The following is a 15,597-nucleotide window of genomic DNA, read 5'->3' on the forward strand; positions in this document are numbered from 1 at the left end:
ACGAAGTAAGTCGTAAAGCCATTGCGCAGGGAAGGCCGGAGTGTTCCCGCTGCCCTGTATGCTCGTGTGCACTTTTGTTTGTGCAAATCGCACGCGAGACCGCGGGTGCAGCAAGCACCCGGTCTTCCCTGCGCCCTCTATTCGAGAGGGCGGGATGTTCGTCAGCAAATCTCGGGCAGTTCATGTCGCGAGATCGCGAACGCATATTCCGTTGTCGTCACCCGCCTTGTGCGCAATTGCGCACTGGGGCGGGTGACCCAGTATTCCAGAGACAGCAGTGACGGAAACGATAGGCCGCAGCGTACTGGATACCCCGCCTTCGCGGGGTACGACGTCTGCGATGGGGCTAACGAACTCGCCCGTCAATCCTCAGACCGAAAAGCTCGTCCCGCAGCCACACGACGCGGTGGCGTTCGGATTGACCACGCGGAACGACGCGCCGATCAAATCGTCGACGAAATCGACTTCGGAGCCGGCGAGGAACGGCACCGAGGCCGGATCGACCAGCACCACCGCGTCCTCGCGGGCGATCACGAGGTCATCCTCGGCCCTGGCGTGGTCGACGTCGAATTTGTACTGGAAGCCGGAGCAGCCGCCGCCCTCGACGGATATGCGCAGCATGGCGCCGTCGCCTTCGCTCTTGAGGATTTCGCCGATGCGGCGGGCGGCCCGCTCGCTGACGGTGATCGCAGTGGTCATGGCATGCTCTCCGGCCCGTCATACCCAATTCATTTGGTATGGGGCGTTAGACATAGTTAAGTGCGTAATCTCGCGGAATCAAATGGATAAGGACTAAAAAATCGTGTCGGTCGGAATGGCTGCCCCCCGCGCGCTTTATGGCTGCGACCCCGATTCCAGCCGTGGCCGCCTGTTTACGGAGCCGCCGAGCCGGACCCGCAGCCCGTTCCGGCGCGATTGCGACCGGGTGATCCATTCCACCGCGTTCCGCCGCCTCAAGCACAAGACGCAGGTGTTCGTGTTCCACGAGGGCGACCATTACCGCACGCGGCTGACCCATTCGCTGGAAGTCGCGCAGATTGCCCGCGCGCTGGCCCGCCAGCTCGGCCTCGACGAGGATCTCACCGAAACGCTGGCGCTGGCCCACGACCTCGGCCATCCCCCGTTCGGCCATGCCGGGGAGCGGGCGCTCGACAAATGCCTCGCCGACCATGGCGGCTTCGACCACAACGCGCAGGCACTGCGGGTGGTGACCTCGCTGGAGCACCGCTATCCCGAGTTCGACGGGCTGAACCTGACCTGGGAATCGCTCGAGGGCATCGTCAAGCACAACGGTCCGCTGACCGAGCGGGATGGGGCCCCGGCCGGGCCATACCGCGAAAGCGGGCTTCCGGTCGGCATCGCCGACTTCAATCAAAAATTCGATCTGGAGCTGTGGAGCTACGCTTCGCTGGAGGCGCAGGCCGCGGCCTTCGCCGACGATATCGCCTATGACGCCCACGACATCGACGATGGCCTGCGCGCCGGACTGTTCGCCGTCGACGACCTCAAGGTGATGCCGCTGACGGAAGCGATCATCGCCGAGATCGACCGACATTATCCCAATCTCGACGATGCCAGGCGCGGCGCGGAACTGGTGCGCGAGCTGATTTCCTACATGATCGGGGCTGTTATGCGGGAGACGGGCAGGCGGCTTGCGGCGGCGAAACCGCAATCGGCGCATGACGTCCGCTACCACCATCAGCCACTGGTCGCCTTTCCGCCCGAAGTCGCGGCTGAAGAGGCCGCGATCAAGGCGTTCCTGAAGCTGCATATGTACCGCCACCCCCGCGTCATGCGGGTGATGGGCGAGGCGGAAGGGATCCTGTTCGACCTGTTTGCGCGCTACCAGGCCTCCCCGGGCGACCTGCCGCCCGAATGGGTCGAGGGGTCAGAGCGCGAGAGCGAGGGGGAACGCGCCCGCCGGATCGGCAATTTCATCGCGGGAATGACCGACCGTTTCGCCTTAATCGAGCACCAAAGGCTTTTTGACTCGACCCCGGATTTGCGTTAGGCGGCGGCCATGTCCGACAAGTCAGCTTCACAACATCTGTTTGCCGATGTGCTGGCGCGCGTGCAGGCGATCTGCGCCGCGCTCGCGGCCGAGGGCCAATGGCCCGCCGGCATCGATTTTTCCCGCGTCGTGGTCGAGCCGCCGCGCGATGCGAGCCATGGCGACATGGCGACCAATGCCGCGATGGTGCTGGCCAAGGACGCCAAGGCTAAGCCGCGCGAACTCGCCGACAAGATCGCGGAAAAATTGCGAGCTGACGATCTGGTCGCCGCCGTCGAGGTCGCCGGTCCCGGCTTCATCAATCTCACCCTGAAACCCCAGGTCTGGACGGCCGAGCTGCTCACGATGTTGCGCGAAGGCTCGGCTTACGGCAAAAGCGGGATCGGCCACGGCGCCAAGGTCAATGTCGAATACGTCTCGGCGAACCCGACCGGGCCGATGCATGTCGGCCATTGCCGGGGCGCGGTGTTTGGCGACGCGCTGTGCGGCCTGCTTGATTTTGCCGGCTACGACGTCACCCGCGAATATTACATCAACGACGCCGGTGCGCAGGTCGACGTGCTCGCGCGCTCGGCATTCCTGCGCTACCGGGAAGCACTTGGCGAAAACATCGGCGAGATTCCGGAAGGGCTTTACCCAGGCGATTATCTCGTGCCGGTCGGGCAGGCGCTCGCGGCCGAGCACGGCGACAAGTTGAAGGCGATGCCGGAGGCCTCATGGCTGCCGATCGTGCGCGCCAAGTCCATCGGCATGATGATGGACATGATCAAGGGCGATCTAGCCGCGCTGAACATCAAGCACGAGGTGTTTTTCTCGGAGCGCTCGCTGATTGAAACCGGCAACAACAAGGTCACCGAGACCATCGATTTCCTGCGTTCCAAGGGCGACATATACGAAGGCCGCCTGCCGCCGCCGAAAGGCAAGCCGGTCGATGATTACGAGGACCGGATCCAGACGCTGTTCCGCGCCACCGCCTATGGCGATGACGTCGATCGTCCGCTGATCAAGTCGGACGGTGGCTATACCTATTTTGCGTCCGACATCGCCTATCACAAGAACAAGATCGATTGCGGCTTCCTCGACATGATCGACGTGTTCGGCGCCGATCATGGCGGCTACATCAAACGCATGCAGGCGGCCGTGAAGGGTGTCAGCGACGGCAAGGCCGCGCTCGACGTCAAGGTCGTGCAGCTCGTGCGGCTGCTGCGTGCCGGCGAGCCAGTGAAGATGTCGAAACGCTCCGGCGAATTCGTCACGCTGCGCGAAGTGGTCGACGAGGTCGGCTCCGATGCCGTGCGGTTCATGATGCTGTTCCGCAAGAACGACGCCGTGCTCGATTTCGATCTCGCCAAGGTGCTCGAGCAATCCAAGGACAACCCGGTCTTCTACGTTCAGTACGGACATGCCCGGGGACACTCAATTTTCAAGAATGCCCGCGAAGTGGTTCCGGAGCTGCCGGAGGATGACGCGGCCCGGGCGGCCTATTTGGGGGATGCCCCGGTGGGCTTGCTGACCGATCCGGCCGAACTGGACCTTTTGAAGCGGCTGGCGCTTTATCCCCGGATGGTCGAGGCCGCGGCGGTCGCACATGAGCCCCACCGAATCGCTTTTTATCTATATGATTTGGCCAGTGAATTTCACGCACTATGGACGAAAGGGCGGGATTTGCCCTATTTACGCTTCATTATAACTAATGATGCAGAGATCACGAGGGCGCGCTTGGCTATGGTCCAGGGCGTCGTCTCGGTTCTGGCATCGGGCTTAGCCGTTCTCGGCGTCCACGCTCCGACCGAGATGCGGTAGGCAGGGGCGAAGGCTTCACGGATGGGGGTCCGTGGGGTATCTGGCAGGGGCCGCTCGTCATGGTTTGTTTGACATGGCGAGTTGGCGCTGTCCCGTAGGGGATGCATCATCACGATGGCTGATCGATATCAGGAACGAACTTTTCCCTCCGCCGACCAGGCTCGCGGCGAGAGCGATCCGCTTGCGGAGCTCGCAAGGCTGATCGGGCAGAACGACCCGTTGGGGGCCCCGGCCAAACCCGCGCCGCACCCGCTGCAGTCGCGGGCTAACGTGCGTCCACAACAGTACGATCCGCCGGAAGAGGAGCCCGTTGCTCCTTCGAACCCGCCGTCATGGATGCAGCGCGCACGCCACGAAACCCCGCTGCCTCCGCCGCCGCTGCCGCAGGAATACGACGACGAGCCGGAGTACCAGCAGCCGGCGCCGGTGCATCCGCTGCATCGCTATTCGGCGCAGCAGCCGCAGGCGCCTGCCCATGAGGCGCCCGCGCAGGAGCAGGACTATTACGAGGCTCCGCAACAATATGCCGACGAGCCGCAGCAGGATCCGTCGCGCTATGACGACGCGTTGTACGGACGGCTCGAAACCGGCGAGCGCGACTATCAGCGCGATCCAGCCTATCCGGACGATCCCTACGCCTACCAGGGCGAATATGAGGAAGAACCCGCGCCGAAGAAGCGCTCGAGCGGCCTAATGATGGTCGCCGCGGTGCTGGCGCTGGCCGTGGTGGGAACGGGCGGTGCCTTTGCCTATCGCACCTTTGTCGGTTCACCCCGCTCAGGCGAGCCGCCGATCATCAAGGCCGACAACAGTCCGACCAAGGTGGTGCCGGCGGCGCCATCAGACGCGGGTGGCACCAAGAACCTCGACCGAATGCTATCGGGCGGTGGCGGCGAGAAGCTGGTGTCGCGGGAAGAGACGCCGGTCGACGTCAATTCGAGGTCCGGCGGGCCGCGCGTCGTATTTCCGCCGCTGAACCAGAACGCCAACCCGCCGCCGGCCTCAAGTGTATCTCCGTCGGCGCCGATGGCTACGGCCGCCAACGGCACAATGCCAAACAACGAGCCGCGCAGGATCAGGACGCTCGCCGTCAAGGGCGATCCGGCCGACAACGGCGGCGTTCCAGCAGGCGCCGGTGCACCTCCGAAGCCGCCGACGCGAGGCGTCGCCGCCCCGGCTGTGGCTCCTGGTCCTGGTCCCACGACACCGCCGGCGCGTAACCCGGCCTCGGCCAATGCCAGCGCCAATGCGCCGATGGCGCTTTCGCCGCAGGCCGATTCCCCGCCGCCGACCCGGATGGCGGCGACCAATCCGGCCCAGACGGCCGCCCCGGCTGGTGGTGGCTACCTCGTCCAGGTCTCCTCGCAGAAGAACGAGGCCGACGCGCAGGCGTCCTATCGCGCGCTCCAGGGCAAGTTCCCGAGCGTGCTGGGCCCGCACTCGTCGCTGGTGAAGCGCGTCGATCTCGGCGAAAAGGGCGTCTACTACCGCGCCTTCGCCGGCCCGTTCGGCTCGTCCGAGGAGGCGGCGCAGGTCTGCAGCAGCCTGAAATCTGCCGGTGGGCAGTGCTTCGTCCAAAGGAATTAACGGCGGTTTCCTTGACCCAGGTGCTGTGAGGGGCCTAATCGGCCCCCATGAGCAGCCGCGCATTCATCACGGGCATATCGGGACTGGAACTGAGCGCCACGGAGCGCGAGTTCATCCGTGGGACGCAGCCTTGGGGCTTCATCCTGTTCAAACGCAATATCGAGACGCCAGATCAAGTATCTGACCTCGTTGGTGAATTACGGGATTGTCTGGGCGAGGCGGATGCTCCTGTCCTGATCGACCAGGAAGGCGGGCGGGTGGCCCGGCTCGGGCCGCCGCATTGGCCGGTCTATCCGCCTGGCGCCGTGTTCGGTGCGCTCTACGACCTCGACAAGGCGTTGGGGCTAAAAGCTGCACGGCTCAGCTCGCGCCTGATTGCGGCCGACCTGATCGACCTCGGAATTACCGTCGATTGCCTGCCGCTGGCGGACGTGCCGGTGGCCGGAGCCGACGCCGTGATCGGCAACCGGGCCTATGGAACCGAGCCGGCCAAGGTCGCGGCGATTGCCCGGGCGGTCACCGGGGGGCTGGAGCAGGGCGGCGTCCTACCCGTGCTAAAGCACATTCCCGGGCATGGAAGGGCGGCCGCGGATAGCCATTTCCGGCTCCCGACCGTAGATACGTCGCGAAAAGAGCTGGAACAGACCGATTTCGCTGCCTTTCAACCGCTGGCGGACCTGCCGATGGCGATGACCGCACATGTTGTGTTTAGCGCGCTAGACCCCGCCCAACCGGCGACGACTTCTGCGACAATCATCCGGCAGGTGATTCGCGGCGTAATTGGGTTCCAAGGCTTGTTGATGAGTGATGACGTGTCGATGAATGCCCTGGCGGGATCGATCGCCGAGCGGACCCGCGCCATCGTCAACGCCGGCTGCGACATGGTTCTGCATTGCAACGGCAACCTCGACGAGATGCGCGACGTCGCGCGCGAGACGCCGGAGCTGGCGGGCGAAGCCCTGGATCGCGCCAGGCGGGCTCTGGCCTCGCGAAAACAGCCCGAGCCCTTCGACCGGCAGGCGGCACGGGCTGAACTGGAAGCGTTGATGGATCGGGTAGGAACGGCATGACGGCTGAGATTCTATCGTTTGAAACCGGACGGCCCGCCGAGATCACTGACAGCGAGGCGGCGCTCGTCGTCGACGTCGAGGGCTATGAAGGCCCGCTCGACCTGCTGCTCACGCTGGCGCGGCAGCAGAAGGTCGATCTCGCCAAGATATCGATCCTGGCGCTGGCCGATCAGTATCTGACGTTCATCGAGGCCGCGCGAAAGATCCGCCTCGAGCTCGCGGCCGATTACCTCGTGATGGCTGCCTGGCTCGCCTACCTGAAATCACGCCTGCTGCTGCCTGAACCGCCCACGCCGGACGGGCCGAGTGCGGAAGAAATGGCGACCGCGCTCGCCAACCGGCTGCGCCGGCTCGAGGCTATCCGCGAAGCTGCCAACCGGCTGATGAACCGTCCGCAGTTCCAGCGCGATATCTTTCCGCGCGGCAATCCGGAATCGATCGCCGAAATCCGTCATCCCAGATTCACGGCAACCCTGTTCGACCTGCTCACCGCCTATGCCGTGCAGCGCCAGCAGCGGGTGTTGGCGACGGTGCATCTGGCCAAGCGCACGGTCTGGTCGCTGGCCGAAGCACGCGCGTCGCTGGAGCGGCTGGTTGGCATGACCGAGGCTGAGGACTGGAGCTGCCTCGACGATTTCCTGCTCAGCTACGTCGTCGATCCCTCGCAGCGGGCAACGGTGTTTGCGTCGAGCTTTGCCGCAGCGCTGGAACTGGTGCGCGAAGGCGAAATGGAATTGAACCAGAAAGAGGCGTTCGCGCCGCTTTATTTTCGTAAACGTCCGCCGCAGGCAGCGATGCCCGCGCCGGATATGACGGTCGAGTAGTGGAAGGAGACCTAGCCATGGCAAGCCTGGCGGAAAAACGCATGGAAGATGCCGAGGATCATCCCATCGACCAGAATACCGAGGTTGCGGCGCGGCCGGAGGAATTGCGGCTTCTCGAAGCGCTGCTGTTTGCCTCCGCCGAGCCGATCGATCAGGCGGCACTCGCCAAGCGCATGCCCGATGGCGTCGACGTCAAGGTGGCGCTGGCGCAACTGCAGGCGGAGTATGCCCCGCGCGGGGTCAATCTGGTGCGCGTCGCCAACAAATGGACGTTCCGCACCGCCGGCGATCTGTCGTGGCTGATGACGCGCGAAAGCACGGAAACGCGGCGGCTGTCACGGGCGGCCATCGAGGTGCTTGCGATCATCGCCTATCACCAGCCGGTGACGCGCGCCGAGATCGAAGAGATCCGCGGCGTGATCACGTCAAAGGGAACGCTGGATGTGCTGCTGGAAACCGGCTGGATCCGCCCCCGCGGCCGTCGCAAGACGCCGGGCCGGCCGCTCATCTTCGGCACGACGGAAGCGTTCCTGTCGCAGTTCAGCCTGGAAGCGCTCGGCGACCTGCCGGGCCTGGACGAGTTGAAGGGGACGGGGCTACTGGATTCGCGGCTGCCTTCCGGTTTCAGCGTTCCGACGCCCTCCGATGACGTGGCGCTGCGCGAGGATGAGGACCCGCTTGACGCCGGCGATACTCTGGAACTCCTGCTGGCGCCGGCCGCTGAGCCCGAAGAGGGCGGTGGAGCTGGTTCTGAAGGCTCAGCCGGCTAGCCCCGCAAGCGGGGTTAATGATAGCCATAATACGTAGCCGCGACAGCGATTTGCCGCGGCATGGGTCCTTGTTTTTGACACCTCTCGGGCCTACCTTCCGCCAAAGCTTGGCCGGAAGCCGGCCGTCTCTTTTGGAGGGTTGCAGGATGGGTTCGCTTAGTATTTGGCACTGGATCGTCGTGATCGCAGTGGTCCTGCTGCTGTTCGGCCGTGGCAAGATTTCGGACCTGATGGGCGATGTCGCGCAGGGCATCAAGTCCTTCAAGAAGGGCTTGCAGGACGATGACAAGGCACCCGAAAAGCCTGCCGAGCCGGTGAAGACCATCGACCACAATGCGACGCCGGCGCCCACGGCGGCACGGACGGATGTCGGCAGCAAGGCTGTCTGAACCGGACATCGGTTGAAAGCCGGTTTGAGAAAAGGCGCGGGCGTTCCCAAATCTTGCTAAATAGGGATTTGGGCGCGGACGTCTCGCGCGAGCGGAAGAATTCATGTTCGACATCGGGTGGAGTGAACTGGTCGTCATCGCGGTTGTCGCGCTGATTGCCATCGGCCCGAAAGAGCTGCCGGGCGTGCTGCGCATGGTCGGGCAATGGATGGGCAAGGCGCGCAAGATGGCCGCCGAATTCCAGGGCCAGTTCCAGGAAGCCATGCGCGAGGCCGAAATGGCCGACCTCAAGAAGAGCTTTGACGAGGTCAAGGACGTGGCGACAGGCCTCTCGCCGGCCAATGTCATGACCTCCCTGCAAAAGGACGTCGGCGACGCCCTGCAGATCGGCGACATCGACAAGCCTGCCACCACCCAACCCAACGACGCGCAGGTGGCGGCCGCGATTGGCGAACCCGTCACCCCGACGACGCCGGCTGCGCCGACGCCGGAAACCTTCGCTGAAGCCGAGGCGCACGCGGCTGCCTCCGAGCCGCTGGCGATCACGCGTGAAGTTCAGGCGGTCCAGCAGGACGTTGCACCGGCTGCACCTGACGTTCTCAAGGACGCCAAAGCGTCATGACCATCGAAGACATCGAGGCCAGCAAGGCGCCATTGATGGATCATTTGATCGAGCTGCGCTCGCGGCTGATCAAGGCGCTGCTCGGCTTCGGCATTGCTTTCATCTTCTGCTTCTTCTTCGCCAAGCAGATCTACAACGTGCTGGTCTGGCCGTTCGTCTGGGTTGCGGGCGCGGAAAATTCGAAATTCATCTACACCGCGCTATTGGAATATTTCCTGACGCAATTGAAGCTCGCGCTGTTCGGCGCCGGTTTCATCTCGTTCCCGATCGTGGCGACGCAGATCTACAAGTTCGTGGCGCCCGGGCTCTACAAGCACGAGCGCGGCGCGTTCCTGCCGTATCTGATCGCAACGCCGTTCTTCTTCCTGCTCGGCTCGCTGCTGGTTTATTTCATCGTGCTGCCGATGCTGGTGCGATTCTCGCTCGGCATGCAGCAGATGGGCGGCGAGGAGAGTGCGCAGATCCAGTTGTTGCCGAAGGTCGGCGAGTATCTGTCGCTGATGATGTCGCTGATCTTCGCCTTCGGCATCGCGTTCCAGCTGCCTGTCATCCTGACGTTGCTGGGGCGGATCGGTATCGTCAGCTCGAAGATGCTGCGCGAGAAGCGGCGCTATTTCATCGTCATCGCCTTCGTGATCGCCGCCGTGCTGACGCCGCCCGACGTGATCAGCCAGGCCTCGCTCGCGATACCGCTGCTGGCGCTCTACGAGGGCGCGATCGTGGCGGTCCGCATGGTGGAAAAGAAGGCCGCCGCCGCGCAGGCCTCGACCACGCCCCCGCCCGCCAGCCCGCCCCCGGAAGCCAACCCGGCGGAATAGGGCGTCGTTCTCGCCCCTTATCGGCCGTCATTCCCCGCGAAAGCGGGGAATCCAGTACGCCGCGGTCTCTCGATTCAGCACTGGCGTCTCTGGAATACTGGATCACCCGCTTTCGCGGGTGATGACCGGTGTGGTACTGGGATCGCGCCGTTATCGGCACGATTCAGGAATGGCCCATGCACGACATCAAATCGATTCGCGACAACCCCCAGGCGTTCGACGCCGGACTGAAGCGCCGCGGGCTGGCGCCGCTGTCGGCTGCGCTGCTGGCGATCGACGAGAAACGCCGTGCCGCGATCCTGGCGTCCGAGCAGGCGCAGGCGCGGCGCAATTCGGCATCGAAGGAAATCGGCGAGGCCAAGAAGGCCAAGGATGACGCACGCGCCACCAAGCTGATGGCCGAAGTCGCCGAGCTCAAGACCACGATGCCGGAGCTCGAGCTTGCCGCGAAGACCGCGGACGAGGAGCTGGCGAAAGAACTCGCGGCAATCCCGAACCTGCCGCTCGAGGACGTGCCCGAAGGCGCAGACGAGCACGGCAATGTGCAGCGTCACGTCTACGGCAAGATCCGCAACTACGCCTTCACGCCGAAGCCGCATGACGATCTCGGTGGTGCCCTCGGCTACATGGATTTCGAGGCGGCCGCAAAACTCAGCGGCGCGCGCTTCGTCGTGCTGAAGAAGGGACTCGCGCGGCTAGAGCGTGCCATCGGGCAATTCATGCTCGACCTCCACACAGGCGAGCATGGTTACACCGAGATCAATCCGCCACTATTGGTGCGCAACGACGTGATGTTCGGCACGGGGCAGTTGCCGAAGTTTGAAGACGATCAGTTCTGGGCCATCAAGGGCGAGTTGCTTGCGGCGCCTGATGAACGATTGAAGACCGAACGCCTCGGCCTCATTCCCACCGCCGAAGTCTCGCTGACCAACCTCGTTCGCGAATCCATCGTCGATGAAAAAGAGCTGCCGATGCGCCTCACCGCGTTGACGCCGTGCTTCCGCGCTGAAGCGGGCGCTGCGGGCCGCGATACCCGTGGCATGATCCGGCAGCATCAATTCACCAAGGTCGAACTGGTCTCGATCGCGACGCCGGAGACCAGCAAGGACGAGCATGAGCGCATGCTCTCATGCGCAGAAGAGGTACTGAAAAAGCTCGATCTGCATTACCGCGTGATGACGCTATGCTCCGGCGACATGGGCTTTTCCGCGCAAAAAACCTACGACATCGAGGTCTGGATGCCGGGGCAGGGCGAGGGCGGTGCTTACCGCGAAATTTCGAGCTGCTCGGTGTGCGGCGACTTCCAGGCGCGGCGCATGGATGCGCGCTCACGTGGGCCTGATGGCAAGCCGCGTTTCGTGCATACGCTGAACGGCTCCGGCACGGCGGTCGGCCGTGCGCTGATTGCGGTCATGGAAACCTATCAGCAGGAAAACGGCGCGATCGCGGTGCCGGACGTGTTGCAGCCCTATATGGGCGGGCTCAAGACAATCGAGCGGGACAAATAGCGCAAGGCAAAAATGGCATTGCATCGCGACATCCTTTGGATCGGGAGGCAATGGGCTGTTACCGGCCACGGCATGCAATTGATCGATCAACGGCTGATGGGTGCCTTCGATATCGAGGTGGCGCGGCTGTGGGACGACGATCTGATCGAGCGCATGCATGCCAAGGAGTGGCTCAACGCCGCGGATTTCGACAAGGGGCTGGCGGTTGCGCGAACGCGACATCCGCAGCCGCAGGCGGGATCGACGTCGGTGGTTGCGCCGCCGGCTCCAGCGATCGAGCCCATCGCGCCGCCTCCGGCACCGCCAGAGGCCGTGAGCCCACAGCCTCTACCCATCGAGCCGTCAAAGCAGGGATCGCCGGACCTGCAGATGAAAATCGACGGCGGCGCCAGATTCGCGCGCCCTTGGCGCGTCTGGGTGAAGAAAACATGAGGAAATGGGCCGGTTTGCGTCCGCCGCGATAGCCGGATAAGACGACGCCCAAAGGCAAGAGCCTGCCTCGACCTGAACCAGAAGGCATTTTGACGGATGCGAATTCTCTGCACCAACGACGACGGCATCCATGCGCCAGGCCTCAAGATCGTCGAAGAGATCGCCCGCGCGCTGTCCGACGACGTCTGGATCGTGGCGCCGGAGCTCGATCAGTCCGGCGTCTCGCATTCGTTGTCGCTGAACGATCCCTTGCGGCTGCGCGAAGTCGGTCCGCGCCATTTCGCGGTGCGGGGCACGCCGACCGATTGCGTGATCATGGGCTCGCGCCACATCCTCGGCGAGAAGGGGCCCGATCTCGTGCTGTCCGGCGTCAACAAGGGCCGCAACGTCGCCGAGGACGTCGTCTATTCCGGCACCATCGCCGGCGCCCTCGAAGGCACGATCCTGGGGATTCCGTCATTCGCGCTGAGCCAGGAATTTTCCATCGAGACCCGTCACGCGCCGCTGTGGGACACCGCGCTGAAATTCGGCCCGGATATCCTGCGCAAGGTGATCGATGCGGGCGTGCCGAAGAACACGGTGATCAACGTCAATTTCCCCGCCTGCACGCCCGACCAGGTCAAGGGCGTTCGCGTGACGCGGCAGGGCAAGCGCAATCTCGGCTTCCTCAAGGTCGACAAGCGCCACGATGGCCGTGGCAATCCTTATTTCTGGATCGGCTTTGAGCGCGCCGCGATGATGGATACGCCGGCCGAAGGCACCGATCTCGCGGCGCTTGCGGCACGCTACGTATCGGTCACGCCGCTGCGGCTCGATCGCACCGATGAAGCGTTCTCGGAAGCGCTGACGACGACGTTGAAGTGATGCGCGAGGCGGTGCAGTAGCCCGGATGGAGCGAAGCGCAATCCGGGATCAGTGTGCCGGCCCGCAAGATCGCCCCGGATTGCGCTGCGCTCCATCCGGGCTACGCGTGGAGGCGCCTAAACCGGCGCGCTCTTCATCGTAGCGGCGATGACCTGGGCCAGCGTTTCCAGTTGGAACGGCTTCTGCAGCGCGGGGCGGTCGCGATATTCCTGGGGCAGGCCGGAGGAGCCGTAGCCGGTTGCAAAGATGAACGGGCGGTTGCGCGCCGTGATCAGCTCGGCCACCGGCGTGATTACCTTGCCGTTGACGTTGACGTCGAGAATGGCGAGGTCGAATTCGGTCGATTGCACCAGCTTGACCGCTTCGCCGATTTCGCCGGCCTCGGCAGCTACGCTGTGGCCCAGCTCTTCCAGCATGTCAGCGACCATCATCCGGATCATAACCTCGTCTTCAACGAGGAAAACAGAACAGCCTGCCGGCCGTGTCGCTATCATGAGGGGAATCCTTGCCCTTCCAAGGCTTTGAGGTTCGCAAAAAACACCCCTGGGCGCAATGTCGACATGAACCGGTACGCTTGGAAGCACAAAAGACTCCGTCGACGGATTAACCGTGCCCTAACGCCGGGGCAGCTTAGCAGTTCCCGTAGCCGGAACCAAAATCTTGAGGAAATTCTTCCTTAAGTGCGCGCACGCTATTACATCTCGGCGAGGCCTGAGCCCGCCGCGAGACCGCAATGTCGCAAGAACCGCCCGAGAAGATGATGTTTCAGCTCACCCTGCGGCGGCGGGGGATCAGCGACCAGGCGGTGCTGCGTACCATGGAAGAGGTGCCGCGGGAGGTTTTCGTGGCGGCTGGCGACCGCGGTCATGCCTACCGCGACAGCGCGCTCGGCATCGCCTGCGGGCAGACGATCAGCCAGCCTTTCGTGGTGGCCTACATGACCGAGCAGCTGCAACTGCAGAAGGGCCACAAGGTCCTCGAGATCGGTACCGGCTCCGGCTATCAGGCCGCGGTGCTGTCGCGGTTATGCGCGCACGTTCTCACCATTGAGCGCTACCGGACGCTGGCGGACACGGCCCGCGACCGGCTCGAAGCGCTCGGCTATTACAATATCGAGGTGATGAACGGCGACGGCTTCGACATCCCGCCGGGCGCCGGCGATTTCGACCGCATCATCGTGACGGCTGCGATGGAGCAAATTCCGGAAAAGCTGCAGGAGCGGCTGCTGCCGCGCGGCATCCTGATCGCACCGGTCGGCCCGCATCACGGCACCCAGACGCTGGTCAGGGTGACCAGGGCGGATAGCGGATTCGAGCGCAAGGAATTGGTCGATGTCCGCTTCGTCCCGGCGCTGCCGGGAATCGCGCGCGAGCTCTAGAAACCGAATTGGCGGTTCCCGCCAACATCTTATTCCAAGGGTTAAGCGGTTATTTACTCGGGAGGTGTTTACTCAAAACAGTATTTTGTTGCGTACGAGTGAGTAACCATGTCCCGTCTCGCCGAGTTGCTTCGCTCGCGTCGGGTGCCGCAAGTAGCGGTGCTGACGCTGATGTCGGTCGGCTTTGCCGGCTGCAGCGCCGATATGCAGACGCGCTTTTCCGACTTCTCCAATCCCTTTGCCTCGCAGCCCGAAGCGACCGGTTCGGTGCGCACGCCCGCCGTCGAACGCCGCGAGCCGCCGCAATATGCCCGGCCGCAGGCCTCCGCGCCGCAATACCAGTCCCAACCCTTGCCAGCGCCCGCCGTCGCTGCGCCGCCCGCTTATCCGGCCAGTTCGGGCGGGGTGTCGGGAGGAGGGCGCGGGATTTCGTCCTATGCGCCGCCGTCCCAATCGCCCATCGAGACCACCGCCACGGTACCGCCGCGCTCGGTCGCAGCCGCACGCCCGGCTGCGCAGGGCGGCACTACGATCATCGTCGGCACCAGCGACACGCTCGACCTTCTGGCCAAGCGCTACAACGTTTCAGCCGCCGCGATCCTGCAGGCCAATGGCTACAAGGGCCCGCGCGTGCTGTCGCCTGGCCAGCAACTGATCATTCCGAAGCAGGCCGCGGTGGCTGCAGCCGCGCCGGCTCCCGCGCCGGCGGCCAGCAAGCCCGTTGCCGTCTCGGCGGCGGCGCCGAGCGTCCATGTCGTCAATCGCGGCGATACGCTGATGAGCATCGCGCGCCGGAACAATGTGCCGGTGACCGAGCTCGCCAAGGCCAACAATCTCGATCAGTCCGCCAAGCTCAGCCTCGGCATGAAGCTCACCGTGCCCGGTTCGAAGTCCGCGGCCGCCGCGCCAGTGGCACAGGCCGTCGCTGCCGCACCCGCCCAGCCGGTCGCCCCGGTTGCGGCGCCGGCTACCAAGCTGGCCTCGGCCGGTGGTCTGCCGCAGAGTGCGCGGCTGGCGTCGGCTACCACCAATGTCGTGGAAGAAAAGCCCATCGTCGAGCAAACCTCGGTCAAGCCCAGCGAAGCCACCGGCGCACTGCCGACCTTCCGCTGGCCGGTGCGCGGCAAGGTGATCACGAGCTACGGCGCCAAGACCAACGGCAAGTCGAATGACGGCATCAACCTGGCGGTGCCCGAAGGCACGCCGGTGAAGGCGGCGGAAGATGGCGTGGTCGCTTATTCCGGCAACGAGCTCAAGGGTTACGGCAATCTGGTTCTGGTGCGGCACTCCAACGGTTACGTCACCGCATATGCCCATGCGAGTGAACTGCTGGTAAAGCGCGGCGACACGATCAAGCGCGGCCAGATCATTGCCAAGTCGGGTCAATCGGGTGAGGTGGGGTCGCCACAGCTCCACTTCGAGATCCGCAAGGGATCTTCACCGGTTGACCCGCTTCAATTCCTGAACGGGGCGTAGCAGTAGCAAGAGTGTAGCCCGGATGCAGCGAAGCGAAATCCGGGG

Annotated in this window: 16 protein-coding genes; 14 read left to right on the forward strand and 2 right to left on the reverse strand. The window is 64.1% G+C overall.

The genetic code is table 11. The annotated features are described in order from the left end of the window. Window positions 1-369: 369 nt before the first annotated feature. Window positions 370-699, reverse strand: a complete 330-nt coding sequence (gene erpA, locus KIP88_RS40090) for an iron-sulfur cluster insertion protein ErpA (protein WP_057848779.1) — start codon at window positions 697-699, stop codon at window positions 370-372. Window positions 700-802: 103 nt separating this feature from the next. Here erpA and KIP88_RS40095 point away from each other — a divergent pair, with 103 nt between their 5' ends. From KIP88_RS40095 to surE, 12 genes are all read left to right on the forward strand, one after another. Continuing rightward, the gene (locus KIP88_RS40095) at window positions 803-2,011 is read left to right on the forward strand and encodes a deoxyguanosinetriphosphate triphosphohydrolase (protein WP_214493650.1); all 1,209 of its coding nucleotides are present in this window, start codon (window positions 803-805) and stop codon (window positions 2,009-2,011) included. A gap of 9 nt (window positions 2,012-2,020) precedes the next feature. Next, window positions 2,021-3,814 carry an arginine--tRNA ligase gene (argS, locus tag KIP88_RS40100; protein ID WP_214493651.1) on the forward strand — a complete coding sequence of 598 codons (1,794 nt, stop codon included), beginning with the start codon at window positions 2,021-2,023 and terminating at the stop codon, window positions 3,812-3,814. A gap of 114 nt (window positions 3,815-3,928) precedes the next feature. After that, entirely contained in the window at window positions 3,929-5,401 is a 1,473-nt protein-coding gene (locus KIP88_RS40105; RefSeq protein ID WP_214493652.1) for an SPOR domain-containing protein, read from the forward strand. A gap of 47 nt (window positions 5,402-5,448) precedes the next feature. Then, on the forward strand, window positions 5,449-6,471 hold the full coding sequence (gene nagZ, locus KIP88_RS40110; RefSeq protein ID WP_214493653.1) for a beta-N-acetylhexosaminidase: 1,023 nt from the start codon (window positions 5,449-5,451) through the stop codon (window positions 6,469-6,471). Further along, complete coding sequence (locus KIP88_RS40115) at window positions 6,468-7,295, forward strand: ScpA family protein (protein WP_214493654.1); 828 nt, start codon at window positions 6,468-6,470, stop codon at window positions 7,293-7,295. Before nagZ ends, KIP88_RS40115 begins: the two co-directional genes overlap by 4 nt. 17 nt (window positions 7,296-7,312) lie before the next feature. Next, window positions 7,313-8,065 (forward strand): SMC-Scp complex subunit ScpB, encoded by a 753-nt coding sequence (gene scpB, locus KIP88_RS40120; RefSeq protein WP_214493655.1) that lies wholly within the window; start codon window positions 7,313-7,315, stop codon window positions 8,063-8,065. 146 nt (window positions 8,066-8,211) lie between these two features. Next, window positions 8,212-8,454, forward strand: a complete 243-nt coding sequence (locus KIP88_RS40125; protein WP_214493656.1) for a twin-arginine translocase TatA/TatE family subunit — start codon at window positions 8,212-8,214, stop codon at window positions 8,452-8,454. Between the two features lie 103 nt (window positions 8,455-8,557). Further along, window positions 8,558-9,076, forward strand: coding sequence for a Sec-independent protein translocase protein TatB (tatB, locus tag KIP88_RS40130; protein ID WP_214493657.1), 519 nt, complete (start codon window positions 8,558-8,560; stop codon window positions 9,074-9,076). Further along, the gene (gene tatC, locus KIP88_RS40135; RefSeq protein ID WP_214493658.1) at window positions 9,073-9,894 is read left to right on the forward strand and encodes a twin-arginine translocase subunit TatC; all 822 of its coding nucleotides are present in this window, start codon (window positions 9,073-9,075) and stop codon (window positions 9,892-9,894) included. Before tatB ends, tatC begins: the two co-directional genes overlap by 4 nt. A 176-nt stretch (window positions 9,895-10,070) precedes the next feature. Further along, window positions 10,071-11,402, forward strand: coding sequence for a serine--tRNA ligase (gene serS, locus KIP88_RS40140; RefSeq protein WP_214493659.1), 1,332 nt, complete (start codon window positions 10,071-10,073; stop codon window positions 11,400-11,402). Window positions 11,403-11,414: 12 nt separating this feature from the next. After that, window positions 11,415-11,834: a hypothetical protein gene (locus KIP88_RS40145; protein ID WP_214493660.1), complete on the forward strand. Its 420-nt coding sequence runs from the start codon at window positions 11,415-11,417 to the stop codon at window positions 11,832-11,834. A gap of 96 nt (window positions 11,835-11,930) precedes the next feature. Beyond that, on the forward strand, window positions 11,931-12,698 hold the full coding sequence (surE, locus tag KIP88_RS40150; RefSeq protein WP_214493661.1) for a 5'/3'-nucleotidase SurE: 768 nt from the start codon (window positions 11,931-11,933) through the stop codon (window positions 12,696-12,698). A gap of 116 nt (window positions 12,699-12,814) precedes the next feature. Here surE and KIP88_RS40155 read toward each other — a convergent pair whose 3' ends face one another. Further along, window positions 12,815-13,192 (reverse strand): response regulator, encoded by a 378-nt coding sequence (locus KIP88_RS40155; protein WP_214493662.1) that lies wholly within the window; start codon window positions 13,190-13,192, stop codon window positions 12,815-12,817. Window positions 13,193-13,431: 239 nt separating this feature from the next. Between KIP88_RS40155 and KIP88_RS40160 the strand changes: the two genes are divergently transcribed. Continuing rightward, a complete protein-coding gene (locus KIP88_RS40160; RefSeq protein WP_374226573.1) occupies window positions 13,432-14,076 on the forward strand; it encodes a protein-L-isoaspartate(D-aspartate) O-methyltransferase in 645 nt (214 codons plus the stop codon). A 108-nt stretch (window positions 14,077-14,184) separates the two neighbouring features. Further along, the gene (locus tag KIP88_RS40165; RefSeq protein ID WP_214493663.1) at window positions 14,185-15,552 is read left to right on the forward strand and encodes a peptidoglycan DD-metalloendopeptidase family protein; all 1,368 of its coding nucleotides are present in this window, start codon (window positions 14,185-14,187) and stop codon (window positions 15,550-15,552) included. The last annotated feature ends 45 nt before the right edge of the window (window positions 15,553-15,597 follow it).

The sequence above is a fragment of the Bradyrhizobium sp. SRL28 genome, assembly GCF_018596315.1.
Classification (GTDB): Bacteria; Pseudomonadota; Alphaproteobacteria; order Rhizobiales; family Xanthobacteraceae; genus Bradyrhizobium.

Bases quoted from the DNA above. Each gene is read 5' to 3' on its own strand.
- erpA (WP_057848779.1), bottom strand. From the start codon at position 699: ATGACCACTGCGATCACCGTCAGCGAGCGGGCCGCCCGCCGCATCGGC.
- argS (WP_214493651.1), top strand. From the start codon at position 2,021: ATGTCCGACAAGTCAGCTTCACAACATCTGTTTGCCGATGTGCTGGCG.
- KIP88_RS40105 (WP_214493652.1), top strand. From the start codon at position 3,929: ATGGCTGATCGATATCAGGAACGAACTTTTCCCTCCGCCGACCAGGCT.
- nagZ (WP_214493653.1), top strand. From the start codon at position 5,449: ATGAGCAGCCGCGCATTCATCACGGGCATATCGGGACTGGAACTGAGC.
- KIP88_RS40115 (WP_214493654.1), top strand. From the start codon at position 6,468: ATGACGGCTGAGATTCTATCGTTTGAAACCGGACGGCCCGCCGAGATC.
- scpB (WP_214493655.1), top strand. From the start codon at position 7,313: ATGGCAAGCCTGGCGGAAAAACGCATGGAAGATGCCGAGGATCATCCC.
- KIP88_RS40125 (WP_214493656.1), top strand. From the start codon at position 8,212: ATGGGTTCGCTTAGTATTTGGCACTGGATCGTCGTGATCGCAGTGGTC.
- tatB (WP_214493657.1), top strand. From the start codon at position 8,558: ATGTTCGACATCGGGTGGAGTGAACTGGTCGTCATCGCGGTTGTCGCG.
- tatC (WP_214493658.1), top strand. From the start codon at position 9,073: ATGACCATCGAAGACATCGAGGCCAGCAAGGCGCCATTGATGGATCAT.
- serS (WP_214493659.1), top strand. From the start codon at position 10,071: ATGCACGACATCAAATCGATTCGCGACAACCCCCAGGCGTTCGACGCC.
- KIP88_RS40145 (WP_214493660.1), top strand. From the start codon at position 11,415: ATGGCATTGCATCGCGACATCCTTTGGATCGGGAGGCAATGGGCTGTT.
- surE (WP_214493661.1), top strand. From the start codon at position 11,931: ATGCGAATTCTCTGCACCAACGACGACGGCATCCATGCGCCAGGCCTC.
- KIP88_RS40155 (WP_214493662.1), bottom strand. From the start codon at position 13,192: ATGATAGCGACACGGCCGGCAGGCTGTTCTGTTTTCCTCGTTGAAGAC.
- KIP88_RS40160 (WP_374226573.1), top strand. From the start codon at position 13,432: ATGTCGCAAGAACCGCCCGAGAAGATGATGTTTCAGCTCACCCTGCGG.
- KIP88_RS40165 (WP_214493663.1), top strand. From the start codon at position 14,185: ATGTCCCGTCTCGCCGAGTTGCTTCGCTCGCGTCGGGTGCCGCAAGTA.